The following is an 18,991-nucleotide window of genomic DNA, read 5'->3' as shown; positions in this document are numbered from 1 at the left end:
GATGTGAGCTGATCTAGCATCGGTGTGTTTTGTCATCCCGAGGAACGAGGGATCTTCGGGTGGCTCTTTAAAATTATTCGTCCCCGAAGATCCCTCGTTCCTCGGGATGACAAAACGCTATTAAAACAAAAGTTTAAACAGACTTTTGATCAATTACCGGACAATTGGCCCTTTGTTCGAGGCTGGTTGAAGCACCTTATTGATGGAATAAACGACACCGTTGGTAGCCCGAACATTACCCTGAATGACATCGGCGACTGTACCGCGATCGTCTTCGATGGTAATGTAGTTTTCCTGCTTATGTACGGTTAGTATCTGGCCTACGAGGTTCGTAAGCGTCTGGCCATCCTTCAATTGATCGGAGGTGAGTCGCCCTTTTACAACATGGTAAGCCAGCAACTGAATGAGTCTATTTTTACTAGATGGAAGCAGTAAATCATCCAGCTCTTCCTTCGAAAATTCGGAAAAAGCGCCGTTGTTGGGGGCAAAAACCGTATAAGGTCCTGCGCCTGAAGCCTGTTTGGTCAAGCCAGAGGCTTTCAATAGCTGGAGCAACGTAGTATGGTCTGGCGATTCGGCGGCACTGAGGGCGAGCGTAGTACCCGTTTTTACCCCACTTGTTGTTAAGGTAGTATTGGTTGAAGCAGCTGCTGCTGAGGTCGTGTTCTGGGCAACCGCTTGAAAGCCGAAAATGACGAGTCCGGCCAGGCAAAAAACAATCGTATGAATCGATTTCATGGTAAGTCAGTTTTCATAATCCAGTGTAGGATACTAGACCATTGAGCGTAAGCTTAACCTTGACAATCGCTGATTGTTTTTTGCCGTATAATCAGTCGGGCGGATTTAAATCATTTTTAATGTGCGATACCTTGCTACAGCGTCATTTCCATGCGGATATCGGCGCGGCTGTACGGCGTAGGCACACTAGGAACTTCGCGAAAACCTACACTCGCATACATGGTTAGGGCGGGCGTAAGTATCCGATTCGATTCAAGCCAAACAGTTTTGACGCCCAATTGTCGAGCGTAGTCGATAGCGGCAATGCATAGTTTTTTGCCAATACCTTTTCCCTGTGTATTCGGCGAAACTGCCATTTTCGCCAGCTCGAAACCGGTTTCGCCCATGTTAACCATGGCTACACAACCAACAATTTCATCGCCAATTTTGGCCAGGAAAATCTGCCCATTGTTCGGCAGAATATAGGTTTCGGGTTGATCTAACTGCTCCAGATCGTGTGGTTCAACAGTAAAATAATGAGAAATCCACTCAATGTTCAGACGCTTGAAATCCGGTTGGTATTCGGGTGAGTAGGGAATGATAGAGATAGTGCTCATGGTTTTTTTTGTGTATTAATGAATAATGGTTGGCGTTTAACTTGTTGATATTCATTATTCAGTGTCATTTATTTAGTTCGGTTCAACTGATCCTGAATTCGGTCGTAGAAGTTACGTTTGGCCAATTGGTCTTCCATCTCCTGAAGCGAAGTCAATAGGTTATGCGTCTGATTACCAAGCATCTCCTGATTAACCGCAATAAAGGCATCCCACAGAGGCTGGAGCTTAGGAAGCATCGCCTGCCCCGTTTCGCTTAGTGTCAGCAATCGTTTTCGGCCATCCTGCTCCGACTTCGTTGAGGTAATCAGGTCTCGTTTCTCTAACTCGTTAATTACCTGAATAACAGCCGGGTGGGTAATGCCTAATCGTTCGGCTATTTCCATAACGGCTACTGGTCCCTGACGCGCGATGAGCACAAAAATGGTGGCCCAGCGCACATCAAAATCCACTCCCGATTGTCGGTAAGTGGCAGTTACTCCCTGCCAGTATAAATCACTTAATCGCCTGAGTCGGCTGGCAAGCGCTAACTCGGCCATTTCGGCCATAAAATCCATAGTATGTAAGAGCTTACGTAAGTTCTTACATAATTAGATAAAACTTTTATCTATCTCAAGAAACTGGTCAATTTTTTTATTATCGAGACTGTTTAAACTTTTGTTTTACTAGCATTTTTGTCATCCCGACGCAGGAGGGATCTTCGGTAGAGCCCATATACCTTCCACTTACCGAAGATCCCTCCTGCGTCGGGATGACAAAAACACACCGATTACAGCTTGATAATAGAAAGTTTCAAGAGCTTCATCCTTTGACAAAAGCGGAGGGCGTTTGCTGATAGAACTCCCGGAAAACTTTAGTGAAATAGGAGGGCGAGTCGAACCCCACCATATAGGCCGTTTCGGAGGCTCCGTGACCCGCCCGCAATAGATCGATGGCCTTCCGCAGTCGATACTGTCGGATGAGTTCAATGGGCGACAAATGTGTCAGACTTTGTATTTTCAGGTACAACGCTTTGCGGCTTAGTGCAAGTTCTTCCGCAAGCCATTCGACGCTCAACGTCGAGTCGTCCAGTCGTTGGTCAATCAGCCCATAGAATCGACGAAGAAATTGATCGCCAACGGGCTGGAGCGAAGACGAATTGGTGGGTTGAGCGAGCTGATTCCGATAATGATCCCGTAATCGTTGTTGGCGATCTAACAGGTTTCGAAGCCGCAATTGCAATTCTCCCAGGTGAAAAGGCTTGGTCAGGTACTCATCGGCCCCTACCGCCAGACCTTTGAGCCGACTCGCTTCATCGGCGCTGGCCGTTAGCAGCACTATAGGAATATGATCGGTAACGGGGTCGGCTTTGAGCTGTTCAATTAGCCCATAGCCATCCAGACGAGCCATCATCAAATCGGTAATAATTAGATCGGGCAATTCTTCTTTAGCCACCACCCAGCCCTGATGACCATTGGCCGCTGTCCGAACTCGGTATAGGGTGGTTAGCTCTGCTACCATGTATTCCCGTAGCTCAGTATTTTCCTCAACAATCAGAATCAACGGCGGAGCGTCTGACTCTGATTCTATTGGTCGGCCGGTTGATGGTTGAGGTAAGACGGGTAGTTCAATCAACAGGGAGGAAGCCGACAGTGACTGAACGGATTGATTGCCCCCAATCCGATGAAGCGGCAGTTCGACACTAAACTCGGTACCCACGTCGACCTGACTCGTCACCTGGATATGCCCGCCCATGCGTTGCGTTAAGGCCCGGACTAATGCCAGGCTGAGTCCTGTTGGATCGTTCGACCGAATGCGCTGGTTATCACCCTGATAAAACGGGTCAAAGACATGGGGAAGCTTATGGGCCGTAATGCCAATACCCGTATCCTGTACTACCAAACGAACACCCTGGGGTGACTCCTGTAACAGTACGGTGACTGAACCGGTAGGGGTGAAGCGAATGGCATTGGTCAGGAGGTTATAGAGAATGGTTTCCCACTTTCCCGCATCGAAGCGGTAGTTTCCGGTTGGTAGGTCGGTGTGAAAGTTGAGCGCCAGCCGTTTAATCTCTGCCGAGGGGCGAAACAGATCGACAATCTGGCTTAGAAAGCCCGCTAAGTCGCCCACTTCATGGACTTCCTCAAGCGGCTGGTCTTCAAGTTGGTGGAGGTCCATTAACTGATTAATGAGCCGCAATAGTTGCTGCGCGTTTCGGCGAATACTCAGTAACCGTTCCTGTTGAGGTGGGGTCAGCGTTGCTTGTTCCAGGAGTTGGTCAACGGGAGAAAGTATTAGCGACAGGGGAGCGCGCAATTCGTGCGTCATATTGACAAAGAACCGCGTTTTCATGGCATTAAGCGCTTTAAGCGCCTGGGTCTGCCGAAGCTGCTCGGCGTAGCGTCGAGCTTTGTCAATGGTGGCTTTAAGGTCGGCGAAGTCAATTGGTTTGGTAATGAAATCAAAAGCCCCCCGGTTCATGGCGGTCCGAATGTTGGCCATATCGCCATAGGCAGTGACCATCACAGTTGGCACTTGAGGGTAGCCAGTCGTAATGTGTTCCAGCAACGTAAGCCCGTCCATGCCAGGCATATTAATGTCGGTCAGTACTACATCAATCTCTGGTTGCTCCTGAAGTAAACTCAGTGCTTGCTGTCCATTTTGCGCCACGAAAATCTGGTAGGTACCTGCTATGATCAGTTGGCGGAAACGCTGCCGGAATAGCGCTTCCCAATCGGCTTCATCATCAACCAAAAGTATTTTCGTCGTCATCACGCAGAGCTGTTCTTTCTAACCAGTATGGCCGGTCCCGAGGCTAAGGTACGAATGAAGCGCTGATCTAATGTCAACAATCGGCCAGGTAGATACCTTAACCAGTTGTTGACATTAGATCAGCGCTTCGAGAACTGTTTGGATAAACTATCCTTAGTTAATGGCTACCAGTCGATTAACATCCACCGGTTTCTGAGTTTCCAGCGTTACGGTGTGTTGGTTGATTTCCTTGCCATCGGTGATGGTCAACTGATAAGCGCCATCGGGCAAATCACTAACATCGAATACTAAACGGACAGCGGTTTGTTTTTTGCCTACTCGTTGGGAAAAGACCATACGACCATCGGCACTAGTCAGGCGAATTTGCAGGGGTTGGCCTGATTGTTTATCAAGGGCAACCTGAAGTTTACCAGCCTTATTTGTAAAGATACCGCTTTGGAAAGCAGCAGGTTGTGGGTCGTTGGTTGGCTTGGCTAAAGAAGCATAGCTAGTAGACAGAACCAGAGCAAAAGCAACGAACAGAGGTTTGATGAGGGTTTTCATGATAGTTAATATTTAAGAGTTTGTTTTCGTTTTCCGTTTTGGATAGGTCAAAGGTCGGGTGAGTTCGGAAAACGGATTAGCTCAAATGAGTCAATTACTAGCACTTTTGAGATTGAGTGTTAAATCGGGGTGGACAACACTGACGAAAACACCCTTTCGTCGCTCAAAACGGTCTTTTTAACCTATGTCAACCGACAAAAACGCCAGTGCATTACTGTAATTTCAGCATAAAGATGTTCCGTCTCACCGGGTTAAAACCCGGCGCAAAAAACAAAATGGATGAACTGCGCCGGGTTTTAACCCGGTGAGATTGAAAAAGAAACTTGAATCGATACGAGTGAATCTTTGTCTTATAATAGCCAGATACTAAAGTATTTTGATTCAAATAGGGATTCTGCTGACGGCTTCTTATTTTTGCACTTTACTAAGAAACCAAGATCGCAGAGCAATACAGATCATATTGACTCTCGCTAATTCAAATTAATATGCAAACTTCAACCTACGTCCCCTACAAGGTTAAGGACATCGCGCTGGCCGAGTGGGGCCGCAAGGAAATCAAACTTGCCGAAGCCGAAATGCCCGGTCTGATGGCTCTTCGGGCTGAATACGGTCCATCGCAACCATTGAAAGGTGCACGTATTGCAGGCTGTCTGCACATGACCATCCAAACCGCCGTTCTTATTGAAACGCTGGTCGAATTGGGTGCTCAGGTAACCTGGTCGTCCTGTAATATCTTCTCGACGCAGGATCATGCCGCTGCTGCCATTGCTGCCGCTGGTATCCCAGTGTATGCGTGGAAAGGTATGAACGAAGAAGAATTCAACTGGTGTATCGAGCAAACCTTATTCTTCGGTGAAGAGCGTCAGCCATTGAACATGATTCTTGATGATGGTGGCGACCTGACTAATATGGTTTTCGATGTGTATCCTGAACTGATTCAGAACATCAAAGGCTTGTCGGAAGAAACCACAACGGGTGTTCACCGTTTGTACGAGCGGATGAAAAATGGCACGTTACACTTGCCTTCGATCAACGTAAATGATTCGGTAACCAAATCGAAATTCGATAACAAATACGGCTGCCGTGAGTCGCTGGTTGATGCGATCCGTCGCGCTACCGACCTGATGCTGGCTGGTAAAGTAGCCGTTGTAGCTGGTTATGGTGATGTAGGTAAAGGATCGGCTGAGTCGCTGCGTGGCGCTGGTTGCCGGGTTCTGGTAACCGAAATCGATCCAATCTGCGCGCTTCAGGCGGCTATGGATGGCTACGAAGTTGTACCCATGGACGAAGCCGTTCCTCGTGCACAGATTTTCGTAACGGCGACTGGTAACGTTAATATCATTAAAGGTCGCCATTTCAAAGCGATGCGCGATAAGGCTGTTGTTTGTAACATTGGCCACTTCGATAATGAAATCGACATGGCATGGTTGAACGAAAACTACGGTCATACCAAAAGCCAGATCAAACCACAGGTCGATATGTACAACGTTGACGGTCAGGAGATCATCGTACTGGCCGAAGGTCGTTTAGTGAACCTCGGTTGTGCAATGGGGCACCCATCGTTCGTGATGTCTTGCTCGTTCTCGAACCAGACGCTGGCACAATTGGAACTGTGGGCTAACTCGGACAAATACGAGAACAAAGTGTATGTTCTGCCAAAAATCCTTGACGAGAAAGTAGCTGCATTGCACCTGGCTCACGTAGGAGCTAAACTGGAGCCGCTGGAGCAGGTACAAGCCGATTATATTGGTGTTCCGGTTGCAGGTCCGTTCAAATCGGAAATGTATCGGTATTAATTGTCTGAACCGCACGGGCGGCCCCGCAGGATTTTTATGATTTAACTGATTCCCTTGATTTCTTTTGATTGCGCTTTCCTTGAAAGCCTTGTTATACAATCATATTCATTCAGTTAAATCATAAAAATCCTGGCTCAGAACTAAGCGCGACTTCGGAAACGGGGTCGCGCTTTTTTGTGTTAAATTTGTTAGTATTGATCGATGGAAACGACGCTCGACTATGATGTTCCCGTTAAACCCTACAATTCGCCGGGATGACCGCCTTACTGACGATGAGTTTTACGCATTCTGTCAGGCAAATCCCTCGCTTCGTATTGAACGCGAAGCAGATGGCCAGATTATTTTTGAAATGCCCACCAACACGAAAACTGGATTAAGAAATGCAGACCTCATTACGGAGGTTGTTCTATGGAACCGTAAAACGAAATTAGGATTGGTAGCAGATTCCAGCGCCGGATTCACCTTGCCCGATACCTCTGTTCGGGCTCCAGATGTTTCCTGGATTAGCCATGAGCGATGGAATGCACTTACTGAGAAAGATCAGGATAAGTTCGCCAAGATTTGCCCGGATTTTGTGGTTGAATTAATGAGCGACTCAGATGAGAAATATACGCTGCCTGCTAAAATGGAAAAATATCTCCAAAATGGCGTTCAATTGGGCTGGGTAATTGATCCATTTAATCAGCAAACAACAATTTATCGACCTGATAGCGAGCCCGAAGTACTAAATTTTGCCGAAACTCTGTCTGGTGAGGCTATTCTGCCTGGTTTTGAGTTGACGTTAAGTGACTTGTTATAAGTGACTTAGCGGTGTATTTTAGCCTCCCATTCGTGCATATGAAACACCTGTCTCTACTCCTGTTACTGTCTCCTTTACTCGTTTCGGCACAGGTAACGATCGATACACTGCACTGGAGTGCGACCAGGCGTTTGCAACTTTCTGACTTTCATTCCCCCACGCAACTAGGTTTAGGCGGTTCCGAGTTTTATTATCAGATTGGTTACGAAGTACGCCCAACGTCTATCTGGAGCCCACCAGCCATCGAGTCATTTTGTTTAATGTTTCGGAATCTGTCGTGGGTATCAGAAACCGCCAGAAATGAGCGAACCCTGGCCTATAATCAGATACTCTTCGATCTGGTAGAGGTGCATACGCGTCAGATGAAGGCTAAATTGATTGCGCTGGAGACTGATCGCCGTTTTAAGGAAAAAGCGCGGCAAATTGAGTATCTGACGAATTCTGAACTAGGGGCTGAGGTCAATCGGTTTCGCGCAGAAACCGGTGGGGGCGATGATTTACAAGCGCTGGAGCGATGGGAGAAGCAGATTGCTCTACGACTTTATGATACGCCCGATCTCGTGACTACGTTTAGTATGTCAAAATTGGGGTATGGTGTATTTTTGGGGGGTGGGGGAGTTTTGACAACGGGTTTGCTGGCACAGACGCTTAATAAGTCGGTAGGGGCTGTATTCGGGATCGATATTGCCTTACAGCGAACCATGATCATGCTGCATCCTACTCTGTACAACGGAACATTACGGTCGGGCTTCTGGCACAATAACCAACAATGGGAAAAGGATATGCCCATAAGCCCGATGCTGTTCGAACTAGGTTTGGGGCGGGTTATTTACGAAAGGCCACGCAGTCGGTTAATTCCGTATGTCGGCTATCTTTTGTTCGATTTATCACCCCGAGACAAGAACGACGAACGCTATAAGGGATTGTCGCTACTGACGCATTCACCAACGCTCGGGCTTGTGTTCGATGTTAAGCTGGGCGATAACACACCTAAGCCGGATCTCTCCGAACATAGCTTCTGGTTTATCCGAACGAAAGTATCCTACAGCCCACTATTAGACGAAAAGCCGTTTACAGGGGGGATTTTTAACATTCAAATCGGCTTGGGCGGTTTTGGGCGAATGCGTAAAGTACACTACAAACCAGAGCATACCGTGATTATGGTACCGGGTAAGGTCATATAAGACCAGTTCATCAACTTCTACGAATGCATTCTAACGATTTGTTAACGCAGGTTTGCCAAGAGTTTCCGAACTTGCGAATACGTATGAAAAAATACCTTCTACTGCTGGCGTTAGCTGGCTTGTCGGCCTGCCACTCGGGCTATCACCTTTCTCAACGAACGGCTAACCGCATTGGTGTAGACTCGCTGGCTGCGTCGTCTGATCCGGCTGTTGCCAGTTTCCTAGTACCTTATCGGGAGAAACTCGATAAGGCTATGAACGAGGTACTGACCAGTTCAACCAAGCCTGTTGAAAAAGCCTTACCCGATGGTCCACTCAACGATTTATTGACCGACGCGTTGCTCCAGCAGGCATCGCAACGATACGGCAAACCCATTGATTGTTCGCACCTGAACTACGGGGGTATTCGGGATAATTTACCCCAGGGCAATATCACCATCGGTTCGGTTTTTGGTGTCATGCCGTTTGATAACCAGTTAGTTATTTTGACTGTCAAGGGCGATATGTTGTTGCAGTTACTCAATCATTTTGCCAATTCGCACGGACTGGTTGTGGGTGGCTTACGGGTTAAAATTCAGAATAAAAAAGTGCAGTCCGTAACCTTTACCAATGGCCGGACGCTACAGCCGAATGAAACCTATACAGTGGCTATGAGCGACTACATAGCCGATGGGGGCGACAATGCTAACTTTCTGAAAAACGCCGTCAAACGCGAAAATATGAATTACTTAATTCGTGATTCCCTAATCGATTATTTCCGGCAACAGGGCAAAAGCGGTCAACCTATTAATCCCGTTTCTGATGGACGCATTAGCATCGAATAGACGCCAGTTTCTGAAACTATTGGGCACGGCTGCCGTTGTCGGCTCTGTGGCGCCAGACGTGCTTGCTACTACAGGGCGGGCCAATAAAACAACCTCGCTGACGGTTCTGCATACCAACGATGTGCATAGTCGGCTGGACCCATTCCCGATGGATGGAAGTCGGAATGCGGGTAAGGGTGGTGTTGCCCGACGAGCGACGCTGATCAAAAAAATCCGACAGGAGCAACAAAACGTCTTGCTGTTCGATGCGGGAGATATTTTTCAGGGAACGCCTTATTTCAATCTCTACAAAGGGGAGCCCGAAATTCTGGCCATGAACCAGCTTGGCTACGACGCTGGAACTATCGGTAATCACGATTTTGATGGCGGCATTGACAACATGGTCACCCAATTCGGGAAGGCTACGTTCCCTTTGCTGATTGCCAATTACGACTTCAAAAACACGGTTATGGACGGGCGAACCATGCCGTACAAAATCTTCGAGAAAGATGGCGTTCGGATAGGGGTGTTCGGTTTGGGAATTCAGCCGGCAGGTTTGATTCCGAAAGAGGCTTATAAAGAAACCAAATACCTCGACCCCATTGAGTTAGGTGGGGATACCGCTGCTCAGTTGCGGAATGACAAAAAATGCGACTACGTAATTTGCCTGTCGCACTTAGGATTTAAATATAACAATGAGCCTACGGTTTCTGACAACGTACTGGCGGCCAAAACCAAAAATATCGATCTGATCATTGGTGGCCATACGCATACATTCCTGGATGCGCCCGTAGCCGTCAATAATCTCGATGGGCAGCCCGTCTGGATTAATCAGGTTGGGTTTGCAGGCATCAATCTGGGACGAATTGACCTGTCATTTGAGCGAGGTAAAGCTGTTTCAAGTGCTGGAAAGTCCGTTGAAGTGAAGTAACTTTGCAGAAAGAGCGAAAGAGTGAATGAGCGAAATGCTAGCGCCGAATGATTCACCCTTTCGCTCATTCACTCTTTCGCTCTTTCACCATTATGAAATTTGGCGTTGTTGTTTTTCCCGGCTCTAACTGCGATCAGGATGCAGTGGATACGCTGGAATTGATGGACCAGAAAGTCGTTAAACTCTGGCATAAAGATCACGATCTGCAAGGATGTGATTTTATCATCCTACCGGGTGGGTTTTCTTACGGTGATTACCTTCGTACAGGGGCTGTGGCCCGGTTTTCGCCCATTATGAATGAAGTCATTGCTCATGCCAATCGTGGCGGCTACCTGATGGGCATTTGCAACGGATTTCAGGTGCTGGCCGAAGCGCGATTGGTACCAGGAGTATTGCTGCGTAATGCGAACCAGCAATACGTCTGCAAAAATATTTACCTAACTCCCCAATCGCCCGACGCGTTGTTGACGGCCGGTCTTGATCGCCCCGCTTATAAAATTCCGATGGCGCATGGCGAAGGACGTTATTTTGCTGATGCCGATACGCTAAAATCGTTGAATGATAATGGGCAGGTACTGTTCCGGTATTGTGACGAAACCGGAGCCATTACCGATGCGTCTAACCCAAATGGCAGTCTGGAAAATATTGCCGGTGTGACCAACAGTGGCAAAAATGTATTTGGCATGATGCCTCACCCCGAACGTGCTGCCGATCCAGCTCTTGGCAATACAGACGGGCGACTAATCATGGATCAAATTCTCAAAGCCGTACTGGTTTAATAGTCAAAAATAGTCAGGGGTTGTCAAGACTAGTCAGGTGTTGAAAAACAATGCTTGACTAGTCTTGACAACCCCTGACTATTTTCTGACAACTTTACTTCGCTGGTTCGTTAGGTCTTGCTGGTCGGGTGTCGATGACCTTTCGGGTTTGCAGATCAAATTTTTGCCCTTTGCCTAAAAAATAAAAAGGCCCGCCCGTGCTATTCTGACCAGACGGATACTTGGTGCTATTGGCAATTTGATTCGCTTCGTAGATGCCCACATAGGAGACGCCCAGCACCTCGAAGGTATTTTGCTGCACAACAATGGCCGTCCCTTCGTCAATCGCAATGCCGAGTAATTCGGGACGAGCTTTAATGACGTCGATGAGATCAAATTGACGGTTTCGTCGCAGGAAATGCTGATCGATGGTGACATTATGGATAAAATCCAGCCCTTGTGTGTGATCTCCTACCATAATTGAGTTACCCTTTGTATCGCCACGAACCATAAATGATCCCTGAATCGTAGCCCCCGCCGATGTACCACCAATAACACCCCCTCGACTCAGAACGGCGTTAAATTCTTTGTGCGCCAACGTATTTAAATACGAATCCGTCAAACGCCAATGGCGACCACCAACGAACCAGATACCTGTGGCTTTCTTCAACGGGGCTACAAATGATTCCTGGTTTGCTACTTTCGGATCGCGGGTATGGAGGATCGTTATGTTTTGGACACCTAAACTGATTAATTTTTCCTTCTCACGGGGAGCACTTGCAGCCGACGAGTCTTCGCCTGCGGTTGGAATAATTACAATATTGGCAGTAGCTGGGCCGCCCGCCAGTTCGACGAAACGAGTCCATAAGTCGGTGCCCATAGCACCTCCTCCCACAATCATCAACGAACCTTTTTCGGGACCTACCATCTTGGAGAGAGAGGTAGTTTGGGCATGGCTTAAGCTGGCCAGCAAAGCAAGGAGGAAGAAAAGAGTAATGCGCTTTTTCATATCAGATTGTCGTTTGGTTTTACGGGTCGGACACCTCGTATCCAAAGTTAACCAATACGCCTGATTTTGCGCAAATTACCTGATTATGTTGTACTCACGGGCTGAAGCTGTGAGTACAACCTAGTAATCCAATACGAATATGGTTTTAAAGAAAAGCTTAGGTCAGCTTCGCTAGGAAATCGGATAATTGCCGGGTTGTGTCTTTGTTCAAACGTAGATGAACATTACGCCCTTCTTTGGTCGCAGCAACCAACTCGCTTTCCGTCAGCAGGCGAACGTGGTGCGATACGCAAGGCTGCGACAAGCCCGTTAACTCCTGAATCTCAGACGGAGTCATGCTTTCTCGTTGGGCTAATTCCAATAAAATCGAGAGCCGGTATTTATCGGCAATAGCGCCCGTTGCTTTCTCGCATGATTTAGAATCCATAGTACAAACCTAACAAAAAACGGTTTAGTAAGGTGCGTTCAATACAGAATGAGTAGGACCACTAGTGCTTTGGCAAAATAGATTCTATAGCTTCTCGGGGCCGCCCGCGCGGTTGATTCTATCGTTTCTGATTGTCAGTACAATAGAATTGAAAGAATCAAAAGAATCTATTTTGGACGAGTACTAGGTGGCCAAATACTCCCAAATATTTGATTTTGTACATTTCATGTGAATAGCAATTATGACTTAGTAACAAATTGAGGGCTAATTAACAATTGGTACGTAATTTGTTAGGGAATAATAGCAGTGGAAAACCAAAACACTAAGTATACAGATTAGAAATCGGGATAAACCAATTGACATAGAGTAATAGATTAGTCATGCGCTTATATGGCCATTTGGCCATTTGGCATAGCCTTTGTGTTCATTTGAGGAGCACAAAGGCTATTTCTGTTTGGCGCTTTTATATCTATTTATCTCCCACCTCTATGATTAATTTTACTGATTTAATTCTCTATTATCTCTATTGTATAAGAAAAAATTACACAAGCTTTTTAGGTAGATTTATACAAATTCAGCTAACCTGTAGAGCTGTAGCATTAGGAATTTTCGGTCTATTTTGCCTTGGGAGTGGCATTGTACAGGCTCAGTCGCTACAGTGGAGCATGGCAATCTCGAATAGATCCTCAAATCAGGGAGCGGTACAGAAAATTGGTTCGGATGGTTCTATTTATGTGTTAACCGAAGGTCGAAATAATGCTTCTGGTTATTCTGTTGCCGATATTAAAGAGTTTGGTCCCCCTTTGTCGGGGGCTAACGATGGCTACAATGCAGTGTTATCCAAGTATTCGCCGGATGGCAATACCTTACAATGGGTACGCTTATTCAATGGTGATAATAGTAGCTTCACTCCCCTTGCTTTTGATTTTTCGCCAACGGGCGAAATCGTCCTCTTGTGCGTAAGTAATGGAGGGGCTTCGGCCTCTGCCCTGATCACCCCTAATGGTTTTCAAACAAGTCGCCCTAATACGGCGGGGGGTAATCTGGCCGTTTTGATGAAATTATCGGCTGATGGGAAAACGATTAACTATGGCTCCTATCTGGGGGCTGTTGGTGGTTCGTCTAACGTGCGTGTTCGATTGTGGAATGAAGATCCCTATTTTCAAAATCTGATTATTACGCCGGATGGATCGATGATTCTAATGCTACAGAACAGTGGCTCGGGCGTATTGCCGACTACATCAAATGCCTACCAATCAACGCCAAAAGGGGGTAACGATGATCCCTATATGGCCATTTTTAACGCCGATGGCACCCTTCGTTACGCATCTTATTATTCGACAAGCGCTTCGGTTCCGGTTCAATACGCGACCGATATTGTTCCTGATACGGATGGTAGCTTTTACGCAACGTACCGGAATGGCAACGGAGCCATATTGCCAATAACAGCAGGAGCCGCTTATGCGAATGTTTCGCTGGCAAATCAGGTAGGCTACATCGCGCATTATGGCGCTTCGGGGCAATTGTTACAATCAACGGCCTTGCCGGGTACGCAGGTCATGGGCATTCGCAAGCGCCCCAACGGAAATATTGTAGTCATGGGCGTTATCACAACGCCCGCAGAATTTGTACAGGTCGGTTCATCGCCAAATATGGCCTGGACACAAGGACAGCTAACCCTAACCGAATTCAACTCAACCCTTACATCCGTAATCCGAAGTGCCGTGGTAGGGAATGGGAGCGTAGAAGCATCGGATATGGAACTCGATGAGCAGGGAAGAGTGCACATCAGTGGCAAAGCAAATGCGGCTTCCAGTATTAGTCCAACGGCTGGTGCCCTGTATTCTATATTTGGCTCGAGCAACGCTACTTACCAGATTATTGACTGCGATTTTAGTAAAGTACTCTATGCTACCTATTTGAATTCGGGAGAGAATGGGAGCACTACCGGAAACTATGATGTCGAATTAAAGGGTTGTCGGGCAACGATTCTGGCAACGGCAGGCTCTAGTGTTAATTATCCAGTTACGCCAGCTGGTCTGGCTAGTGATGGCACGACTACCTTAACAGGCTATAACGTGGTGCCGAACTCTGGCGGGATGACGGTTTACCTCACCGCTTTTAACTATGCGAAGTACGTAGAGAATACCAACACAATTGCAGCAACAGTTACCAACTATTGCGAAGGAGCCGGTTTGTTTCCCATAATAGGCTCTAAACCAACGTACAAAACGCCAAACGTTAGAGGTGCTTCCGATGCGAATCCAGCCCCTGCATCAATTTATTATCAGTGGCAACGCAGCGGTTCCGCGGCCGGTCCCTGGGTTGATATTGTCGGAGCAACGGCAAAAGATTACACACCTAATGGCCTAACTGTGGCAGGATCGGTGTTTTTTCGACGAGCGGTCCGTCAGTCGCCTTTCGATGCGGTTTGTTCGGTCGCGGGTAGTTGCGATTTGGTTAACTACAGCAATACGGTTGAATACATCCTGTCGACCAGTAAAGTCCATTCGACTGATTTGGCCAGTAAGCCCTACGGATTTTGTGCGGGGACGACATTAGCCATAACCGCTACCATTACCCCTGGGGGGGATGGCGATCAGGGGGCTTATACCTATGCACTGACTCCATTGGCTGGAGGAACCCCCATCCTTTCGGGAACTGTGGCAACGGCGGCAACACCAATTTTACTAAACCTGACCACCGAAGGGACTTATCGGTTAAGCGTGACGGATAGCCGGGGATGTACGAGTTATGATACCCTGAAAACGGTTCAGTTTAAGGTAACAGTGCCTTCGAGAACGATCTTTACCTGTGGCAACCCGACGGTAAAACTTGGACCTGTTTCGGTGCCCCCAGCTTATGCCAACGTGTCGACAAACACATTTACCTGGACGCCATCAACGGGCTTAGATACGCCTAATGGCGTTAATCCTACCTTATCGGACTTGCCAGCTAATGGAGCGTCGAAGGATTTCTACCTGGATTTTAACGGTTGCCGGGTTGATACCGTAACCGTGACAGGCCAGAGTGTAACGCCTTTGCCAGCCTTGCCTAGCCTGACGTTATGCCAGGGAGATAGCGCCCGGTTAGGGCAGGGACTTACCGAACAGGCTGGTGTTAGTTATGGCTGGTTTCCGGGCATTGGTATTAGTCAGCCTACCGTTATACGACCCGTGTTTACGGCTACCTATGCGCCACAAGGGGTAAACATACTACCGTTTACCGTTCAGGCATCAAATGGTATATCGGGTTGCGTGCAGACGACAACCCAGCAGGTTACGGTTTATAAAACACCAAACAACGTATTTAATCAGAAAGAACCCTATGTCTTCTGTCCTACCTCGGGTTTTGTGGCGAAGACTAGTTTCGGGACTCCCAACGAGAGTGGGATCAGTTATAGCTGGCGCGCTGTCATTACCAGCGTGTCGGCAACACAGGGAGTACCCTCGCCCGAACAAGCCCTTACATACCTGAGTAGTACAACGGCTTCGCAGGTATCAATGCGCATGCCCGGTACCAGTATACCCAATGGCGGACTGGCCGATGGACCGTACACGATTTTATACATTCGGACTAGTCAGAATGCGATAAACCCATCCTGCGCACGGGCCGATACCGCCGAAATCAGATACATCGTAGGCTGCGGCCCCGGCGGTACTGACTTCTGTAAATTAGATCAGCAGGGGGGAGCCGATGGGCAATGTGGCGGAAAAACTACTACCATTGGGCCTATCACTGCTGCCAGCAACGGAACCTATACCTGGTCGCCAGTGGCCGGATTGTCGGACCCGAACACCGGATTGCCTTTAGTGGAGGGAGTACCCCACCCAGCTAAAGTTATTGCGAATCCATCGGGGCTGGTTGCTGTTACTTATACGCTTTCGCTGGTATTAGAAGGCGTGCCGGATACATGCCGGATTTTTGTGAAAGTATTTCCGGGACAATCCTCATTACCCGTTACAAACTACACATCGCCGTTAGCTGCTTGTAAAGGAGGTACCGTACAGATTCAGCAGAATGCTATTCCGGGCTACACCTACAACTGGTCTGCCGGAACACTGGTCTCGGATTCTACCATTGCCAATCCGACCACAGTCGCGTTGACTACCGATAAAACGCTCTACGTAAAAGTAACAGATGCGTCGACAGGCTGTTCGATTCGGGATACGGTGAATATTCAGGTTACACCAGTCGACAACAATGCAGGATTGGATGGAACCTTTTGTGTGACATCGGGTGGTACCTACACCGTTGGCTCTGCGGCAAAAGCAGGTTATACCTATGCGTGGACTTCGCCAACGCCGGGGGTTGTGTTTACCTCGCCTGGTAGCGCTACATCATCTGTCACAATTCCACCGAATGCCGATAGTCCCGTACTTTTGATTCGTAATGCCACGAATGGAAATACGGCAGCTAACTGTGCGTATGCCGATACAGTTCAATATACATCTTTCACGGCCCCGGCATTGACTATTCACGCGCCCGGAAGTTTATGCGATGGGGGAGGAGGATCGGTAACCATAGGCCCCGTGCCTGATCCCAATATGACCTATCTATGGTCGACTGGAGAAACGACTGCGCAAATCAGCGTATCGGTAACGGGACCGTATAACCTAACGGTTGGGCAGGGTTCCTGTTCGGCTACAACGACGATAAACGTTAACTCCGCTACGCCACCGACTGTCAATTTTGCCAATGATCCAATTCCCGCTCCGTGTAATGGACCGATTACAATTGGTGTAAACAACTCGCCCGATGGCGGATGGAGTTATTCATGGGCTCCATTTACAGGCATCGTAGCATCGGCTGGTAATTTGTCTACTGTACAGGTTTATCCCGAAACACCCACGTCCTATACATTGACTGCAACGCATGCGACGGGCTGCGTAAAAACGTTTGTATTTCCTGTACCAGCAGCCACCTATGTGGCCACGCTGCCCGGTTCACTCAACTTCTGTGAAGGCGATGGGGCATCAACCGTATTGCCTTTAAGTAACCCACCTGCCGGAAGTACGGTAGCGTGGACGGCCAGCCCATCCAGTGCATTGGCCTACTTAAGTTCTACGTCGGCCAGTCAGCCAACACTGGATGTTACAGCAGCCGCTACGGGAACCTATACCTATACCGCTACCGTAACCTACGGAAGTGGCTGTACAACATGGGCGTCGATAACGGTGAAAATTGGCAAGCAGAAACTTAATCTCGCTGGCGACGATCAGTCTGTTTGTTTAGGAAACTGTGTTCAGATTGGCTCCTCTCCTCTACCTGGGTTTAGCTATAGTTGGACGACATTGCCTTACAACGCAACGAAAGTAGGGCAGATTTCGAACCTCAGCTCATCGCAGCCTGTCGTTTGTCCCAGCGAGACAACAGTTTATAAACTAAGTTATTACGATGCCAATACAGGTTGTACGTTCGGCGATGAGATGATAGTTCAGGTAACGACAGTGAATCCAACTCTGACGGTCAAAGCGCTGAACACCACTTGTCAGACCGCCGAAGGAAACGCCACCTTCGATTTGGCCAACGCGGTCATTTCGAATACCGGGGGCAGTATCGGTTATTATGCCGATGCAGCCGCTACCATTCCGGTTTCGAACCCGGTATCGTTGCCAATCACGTATTACATCAAGTCGTCATCAGCCGATAACTTCTGTTCGACTGTTAAACCCGTTAGCGTTTCCTTTACGGCTTACTCGAACTTTGTGGTAACGCCAACATCGCCGGTTTGTAGTACCAATGGAACCGGTACTTCGGTGAAAGGTAATGTCACGTTGTCGAACTATGCGGCTGGTAGCACGTATCAGTACGTAGAGGGAACGGATTTCTCGGTAGGTACCAAAGTACCTGCTGCTGCCACGTTGCTGAGCGGCAACTCGCAGGTAATTATTGCCAATTTAGACGACAGTGTATTGCCGAAAACCTACACCGTTCGGGTATTTAATCCGGCTGATCCGACCTGTTATGCCGAGCAACAAGTAACGGTACTACCGTCAAATTGCTGTATTAAGCCCAATTTTCAGGCGAGTACAGTGGCCGCTACCTGTTTAGGCAGTACTGTACAAAACAATGGACAGATTGTGTTAAGTGGCTTCTCGGCTGGTCATACGTACCAGTACTCGGCAGGAACGACCTTTACCACTTCGTCGTCGGGACCCACTCAGGTGATTCCGGCCAATGGGGTAATCGCGAACAATCTGGCAAATCCGGCAACGGCTCAGGATTATACCATTCGCGTGTACAGCGGTTCGGGTTGCTACACGGATGTGACCGTACAACTGACATCAACCTCCTGCCCTTGTCCGCCAAACGTGTGTGTGCCTTTGGTCATCACCAAGATACGATAAGTCTGCAGTAGCGATTATGGGAAAGCGATTCATGGAGAAAGGAACTCTTCATGAATCGCTTTTTTGTTGGCCTTTGGATTAAAATTCAGACTAGAGGAAAAGGTTTAACCACATAGACCAAGAGGATATATAGCCTTACTAATGAAGGTGTTTAAACTTTTCTTTTCTAGAGAATACTAGCCAATTTTTTGTCATTCCGACGCAAGGAGGAATCTCGAGCTTGACTAATACACAACATTGAGATTCCTCCTTGCGTCGGAATGACAAAAAATGCTACCCTTTCTGGAGGGCATCCTGAAGTTTAAACAG

General features: G+C 47.9%; 14 protein-coding genes. 7 read left to right on the top strand and 7 right to left on the bottom strand.

The annotated features are described in order from the left end of the window. Nucleotides 1-153: 153 nt before the first annotated feature. The 5 genes from ACYVGR_RS25650 to ACYVGR_RS25630 form a co-directional block, all read right to left on the bottom strand. Nucleotides 154-738 (bottom strand): fasciclin domain-containing protein, encoded by a 585-nt coding sequence (locus ACYVGR_RS25650; RefSeq protein ID WP_460962154.1) that lies wholly within the window; start codon nucleotides 736-738, stop codon nucleotides 154-156. A gap of 134 nt (nucleotides 739-872) precedes the next feature. Next, nucleotides 873-1,334 carry a GNAT family N-acetyltransferase gene (locus ACYVGR_RS25645; protein WP_460962152.1) on the bottom strand — a complete coding sequence of 154 codons (462 nt, stop codon included), beginning with the start codon at nucleotides 1,332-1,334 and terminating at the stop codon, nucleotides 873-875. 68 nt (nucleotides 1,335-1,402) lie between these two features. After that, nucleotides 1,403-1,888, bottom strand: coding sequence for a MarR family winged helix-turn-helix transcriptional regulator (locus ACYVGR_RS25640; protein WP_460962150.1), 486 nt, complete (start codon nucleotides 1,886-1,888; stop codon nucleotides 1,403-1,405). A gap of 244 nt (nucleotides 1,889-2,132) precedes the next feature. After that, a complete protein-coding gene (locus tag ACYVGR_RS25635) occupies nucleotides 2,133-4,082 on the bottom strand; it encodes a hybrid sensor histidine kinase/response regulator transcription factor (protein WP_460962148.1) in 1,950 nt (649 codons plus the stop codon). Between the two features lie 153 nt (nucleotides 4,083-4,235). Beyond that, complete coding sequence (locus ACYVGR_RS25630; RefSeq protein WP_460962145.1) at nucleotides 4,236-4,625, bottom strand: hypothetical protein; 390 nt, start codon at nucleotides 4,623-4,625, stop codon at nucleotides 4,236-4,238. A gap of 485 nt (nucleotides 4,626-5,110) precedes the next feature. Between ACYVGR_RS25630 and ahcY the strand changes: the two genes are divergently transcribed. From ahcY to purQ, 6 genes are all read left to right on the top strand, one after another. Then, nucleotides 5,111-6,421 carry an adenosylhomocysteinase gene (ahcY, locus tag ACYVGR_RS25625; RefSeq protein WP_460962143.1) on the top strand — a complete coding sequence of 437 codons (1,311 nt, stop codon included), beginning with the start codon at nucleotides 5,111-5,113 and terminating at the stop codon, nucleotides 6,419-6,421. A 220-nt stretch (nucleotides 6,422-6,641) separates the two neighbouring features. Beyond that, the gene (locus ACYVGR_RS25620; RefSeq protein ID WP_460962141.1) at nucleotides 6,642-7,220 is read left to right on the top strand and encodes a Uma2 family endonuclease; all 579 of its coding nucleotides are present in this window, start codon (nucleotides 6,642-6,644) and stop codon (nucleotides 7,218-7,220) included. A gap of 38 nt (nucleotides 7,221-7,258) precedes the next feature. Next, nucleotides 7,259-8,404 (top strand): hypothetical protein, encoded by a 1,146-nt coding sequence (locus ACYVGR_RS25615; protein WP_460962139.1) that lies wholly within the window; start codon nucleotides 7,259-7,261, stop codon nucleotides 8,402-8,404. A gap of 83 nt (nucleotides 8,405-8,487) precedes the next feature. Continuing rightward, nucleotides 8,488-9,228: a 5'-nucleotidase C-terminal domain-containing protein gene (locus ACYVGR_RS25610; protein WP_182460845.1), complete on the top strand. Its 741-nt coding sequence runs from the start codon at nucleotides 8,488-8,490 to the stop codon at nucleotides 9,226-9,228. Then, nucleotides 9,206-10,138 (top strand): bifunctional metallophosphatase/5'-nucleotidase, encoded by a 933-nt coding sequence (locus ACYVGR_RS25605; RefSeq protein WP_460962137.1) that lies wholly within the window; start codon nucleotides 9,206-9,208, stop codon nucleotides 10,136-10,138. The genes ACYVGR_RS25610 and ACYVGR_RS25605 overlap by 23 nt, the downstream gene beginning before the upstream one ends. Nucleotides 10,139-10,230: 92 nt before the next feature. Beyond that, nucleotides 10,231-10,917 (top strand): phosphoribosylformylglycinamidine synthase subunit PurQ, encoded by a 687-nt coding sequence (gene purQ, locus ACYVGR_RS25600; protein ID WP_460962135.1) that lies wholly within the window; start codon nucleotides 10,231-10,233, stop codon nucleotides 10,915-10,917. A 94-nt stretch (nucleotides 10,918-11,011) separates the two neighbouring features. Here the strand turns inward: purQ and ACYVGR_RS25595 are convergent, their stop codons facing one another. Together ACYVGR_RS25595 and ACYVGR_RS25590 are read right to left on the bottom strand one after the other, a co-directional pair. Next, nucleotides 11,012-11,905 (bottom strand): cyanophycinase, encoded by an 894-nt coding sequence (locus ACYVGR_RS25595; protein ID WP_460962133.1) that lies wholly within the window; start codon nucleotides 11,903-11,905, stop codon nucleotides 11,012-11,014. A 157-nt stretch (nucleotides 11,906-12,062) separates the two neighbouring features. Continuing rightward, nucleotides 12,063-12,332, bottom strand: coding sequence for an ArsR/SmtB family transcription factor (locus tag ACYVGR_RS25590; RefSeq protein ID WP_182460849.1), 270 nt, complete (start codon nucleotides 12,330-12,332; stop codon nucleotides 12,063-12,065). Between the two features lie 665 nt (nucleotides 12,333-12,997). Here ACYVGR_RS25590 and ACYVGR_RS25585 point away from each other — a divergent pair. Beyond that, nucleotides 12,998-18,682 carry a hypothetical protein gene (locus ACYVGR_RS25585; protein WP_460962130.1) on the top strand — a complete coding sequence of 1,895 codons (5,685 nt, stop codon included), beginning with the start codon at nucleotides 12,998-13,000 and terminating at the stop codon, nucleotides 18,680-18,682. The last annotated feature ends 309 nt before the right edge of the window (nucleotides 18,683-18,991 follow it).

The sequence above is a fragment of the Spirosoma litoris genome (assembly GCF_054776755.1).
This window is presented reverse-complemented; position numbering and strand designations above follow the sequence as displayed.

Excerpts from the sequence above, each read along its gene's own strand:
- ACYVGR_RS25650 (WP_460962154.1), bottom strand. The coding sequence starts at position 738 with ATGAAATCGATTCATACGATTGTTTTTTGCCTGGCCGGACTCGTCATT.
- ACYVGR_RS25645 (WP_460962152.1), bottom strand. The coding sequence starts at position 1,334 with ATGAGCACTATCTCTATCATTCCCTACTCACCCGAATACCAACCGGAT.
- ACYVGR_RS25640 (WP_460962150.1), bottom strand. The coding sequence starts at position 1,888 with ATGGATTTTATGGCCGAAATGGCCGAGTTAGCGCTTGCCAGCCGACTC.
- ACYVGR_RS25635 (WP_460962148.1), bottom strand. The coding sequence starts at position 4,082 with ATGACGACGAAAATACTTTTGGTTGATGATGAAGCCGATTGGGAAGCG.
- ACYVGR_RS25630 (WP_460962145.1), bottom strand. The coding sequence starts at position 4,625 with ATGAAAACCCTCATCAAACCTCTGTTCGTTGCTTTTGCTCTGGTTCTG.
- ahcY (WP_460962143.1), top strand. The coding sequence starts at position 5,111 with ATGCAAACTTCAACCTACGTCCCCTACAAGGTTAAGGACATCGCGCTG.
- ACYVGR_RS25620 (WP_460962141.1), top strand. The coding sequence starts at position 6,642 with ATGATGTTCCCGTTAAACCCTACAATTCGCCGGGATGACCGCCTTACT.
- ACYVGR_RS25615 (WP_460962139.1), top strand. The coding sequence starts at position 7,259 with ATGAAACACCTGTCTCTACTCCTGTTACTGTCTCCTTTACTCGTTTCG.
- ACYVGR_RS25610 (WP_182460845.1), top strand. The coding sequence starts at position 8,488 with ATGAAAAAATACCTTCTACTGCTGGCGTTAGCTGGCTTGTCGGCCTGC.
- ACYVGR_RS25605 (WP_460962137.1), top strand. The coding sequence starts at position 9,206 with ATGGACGCATTAGCATCGAATAGACGCCAGTTTCTGAAACTATTGGGC.
- purQ (WP_460962135.1), top strand. The coding sequence starts at position 10,231 with ATGAAATTTGGCGTTGTTGTTTTTCCCGGCTCTAACTGCGATCAGGAT.
- ACYVGR_RS25595 (WP_460962133.1), bottom strand. The coding sequence starts at position 11,905 with ATGAAAAAGCGCATTACTCTTTTCTTCCTCCTTGCTTTGCTGGCCAGC.
- ACYVGR_RS25590 (WP_182460849.1), bottom strand. The coding sequence starts at position 12,332 with ATGGATTCTAAATCATGCGAGAAAGCAACGGGCGCTATTGCCGATAAA.
- ACYVGR_RS25585 (WP_460962130.1), top strand. The coding sequence starts at position 12,998 with ATGGCAATCTCGAATAGATCCTCAAATCAGGGAGCGGTACAGAAAATT.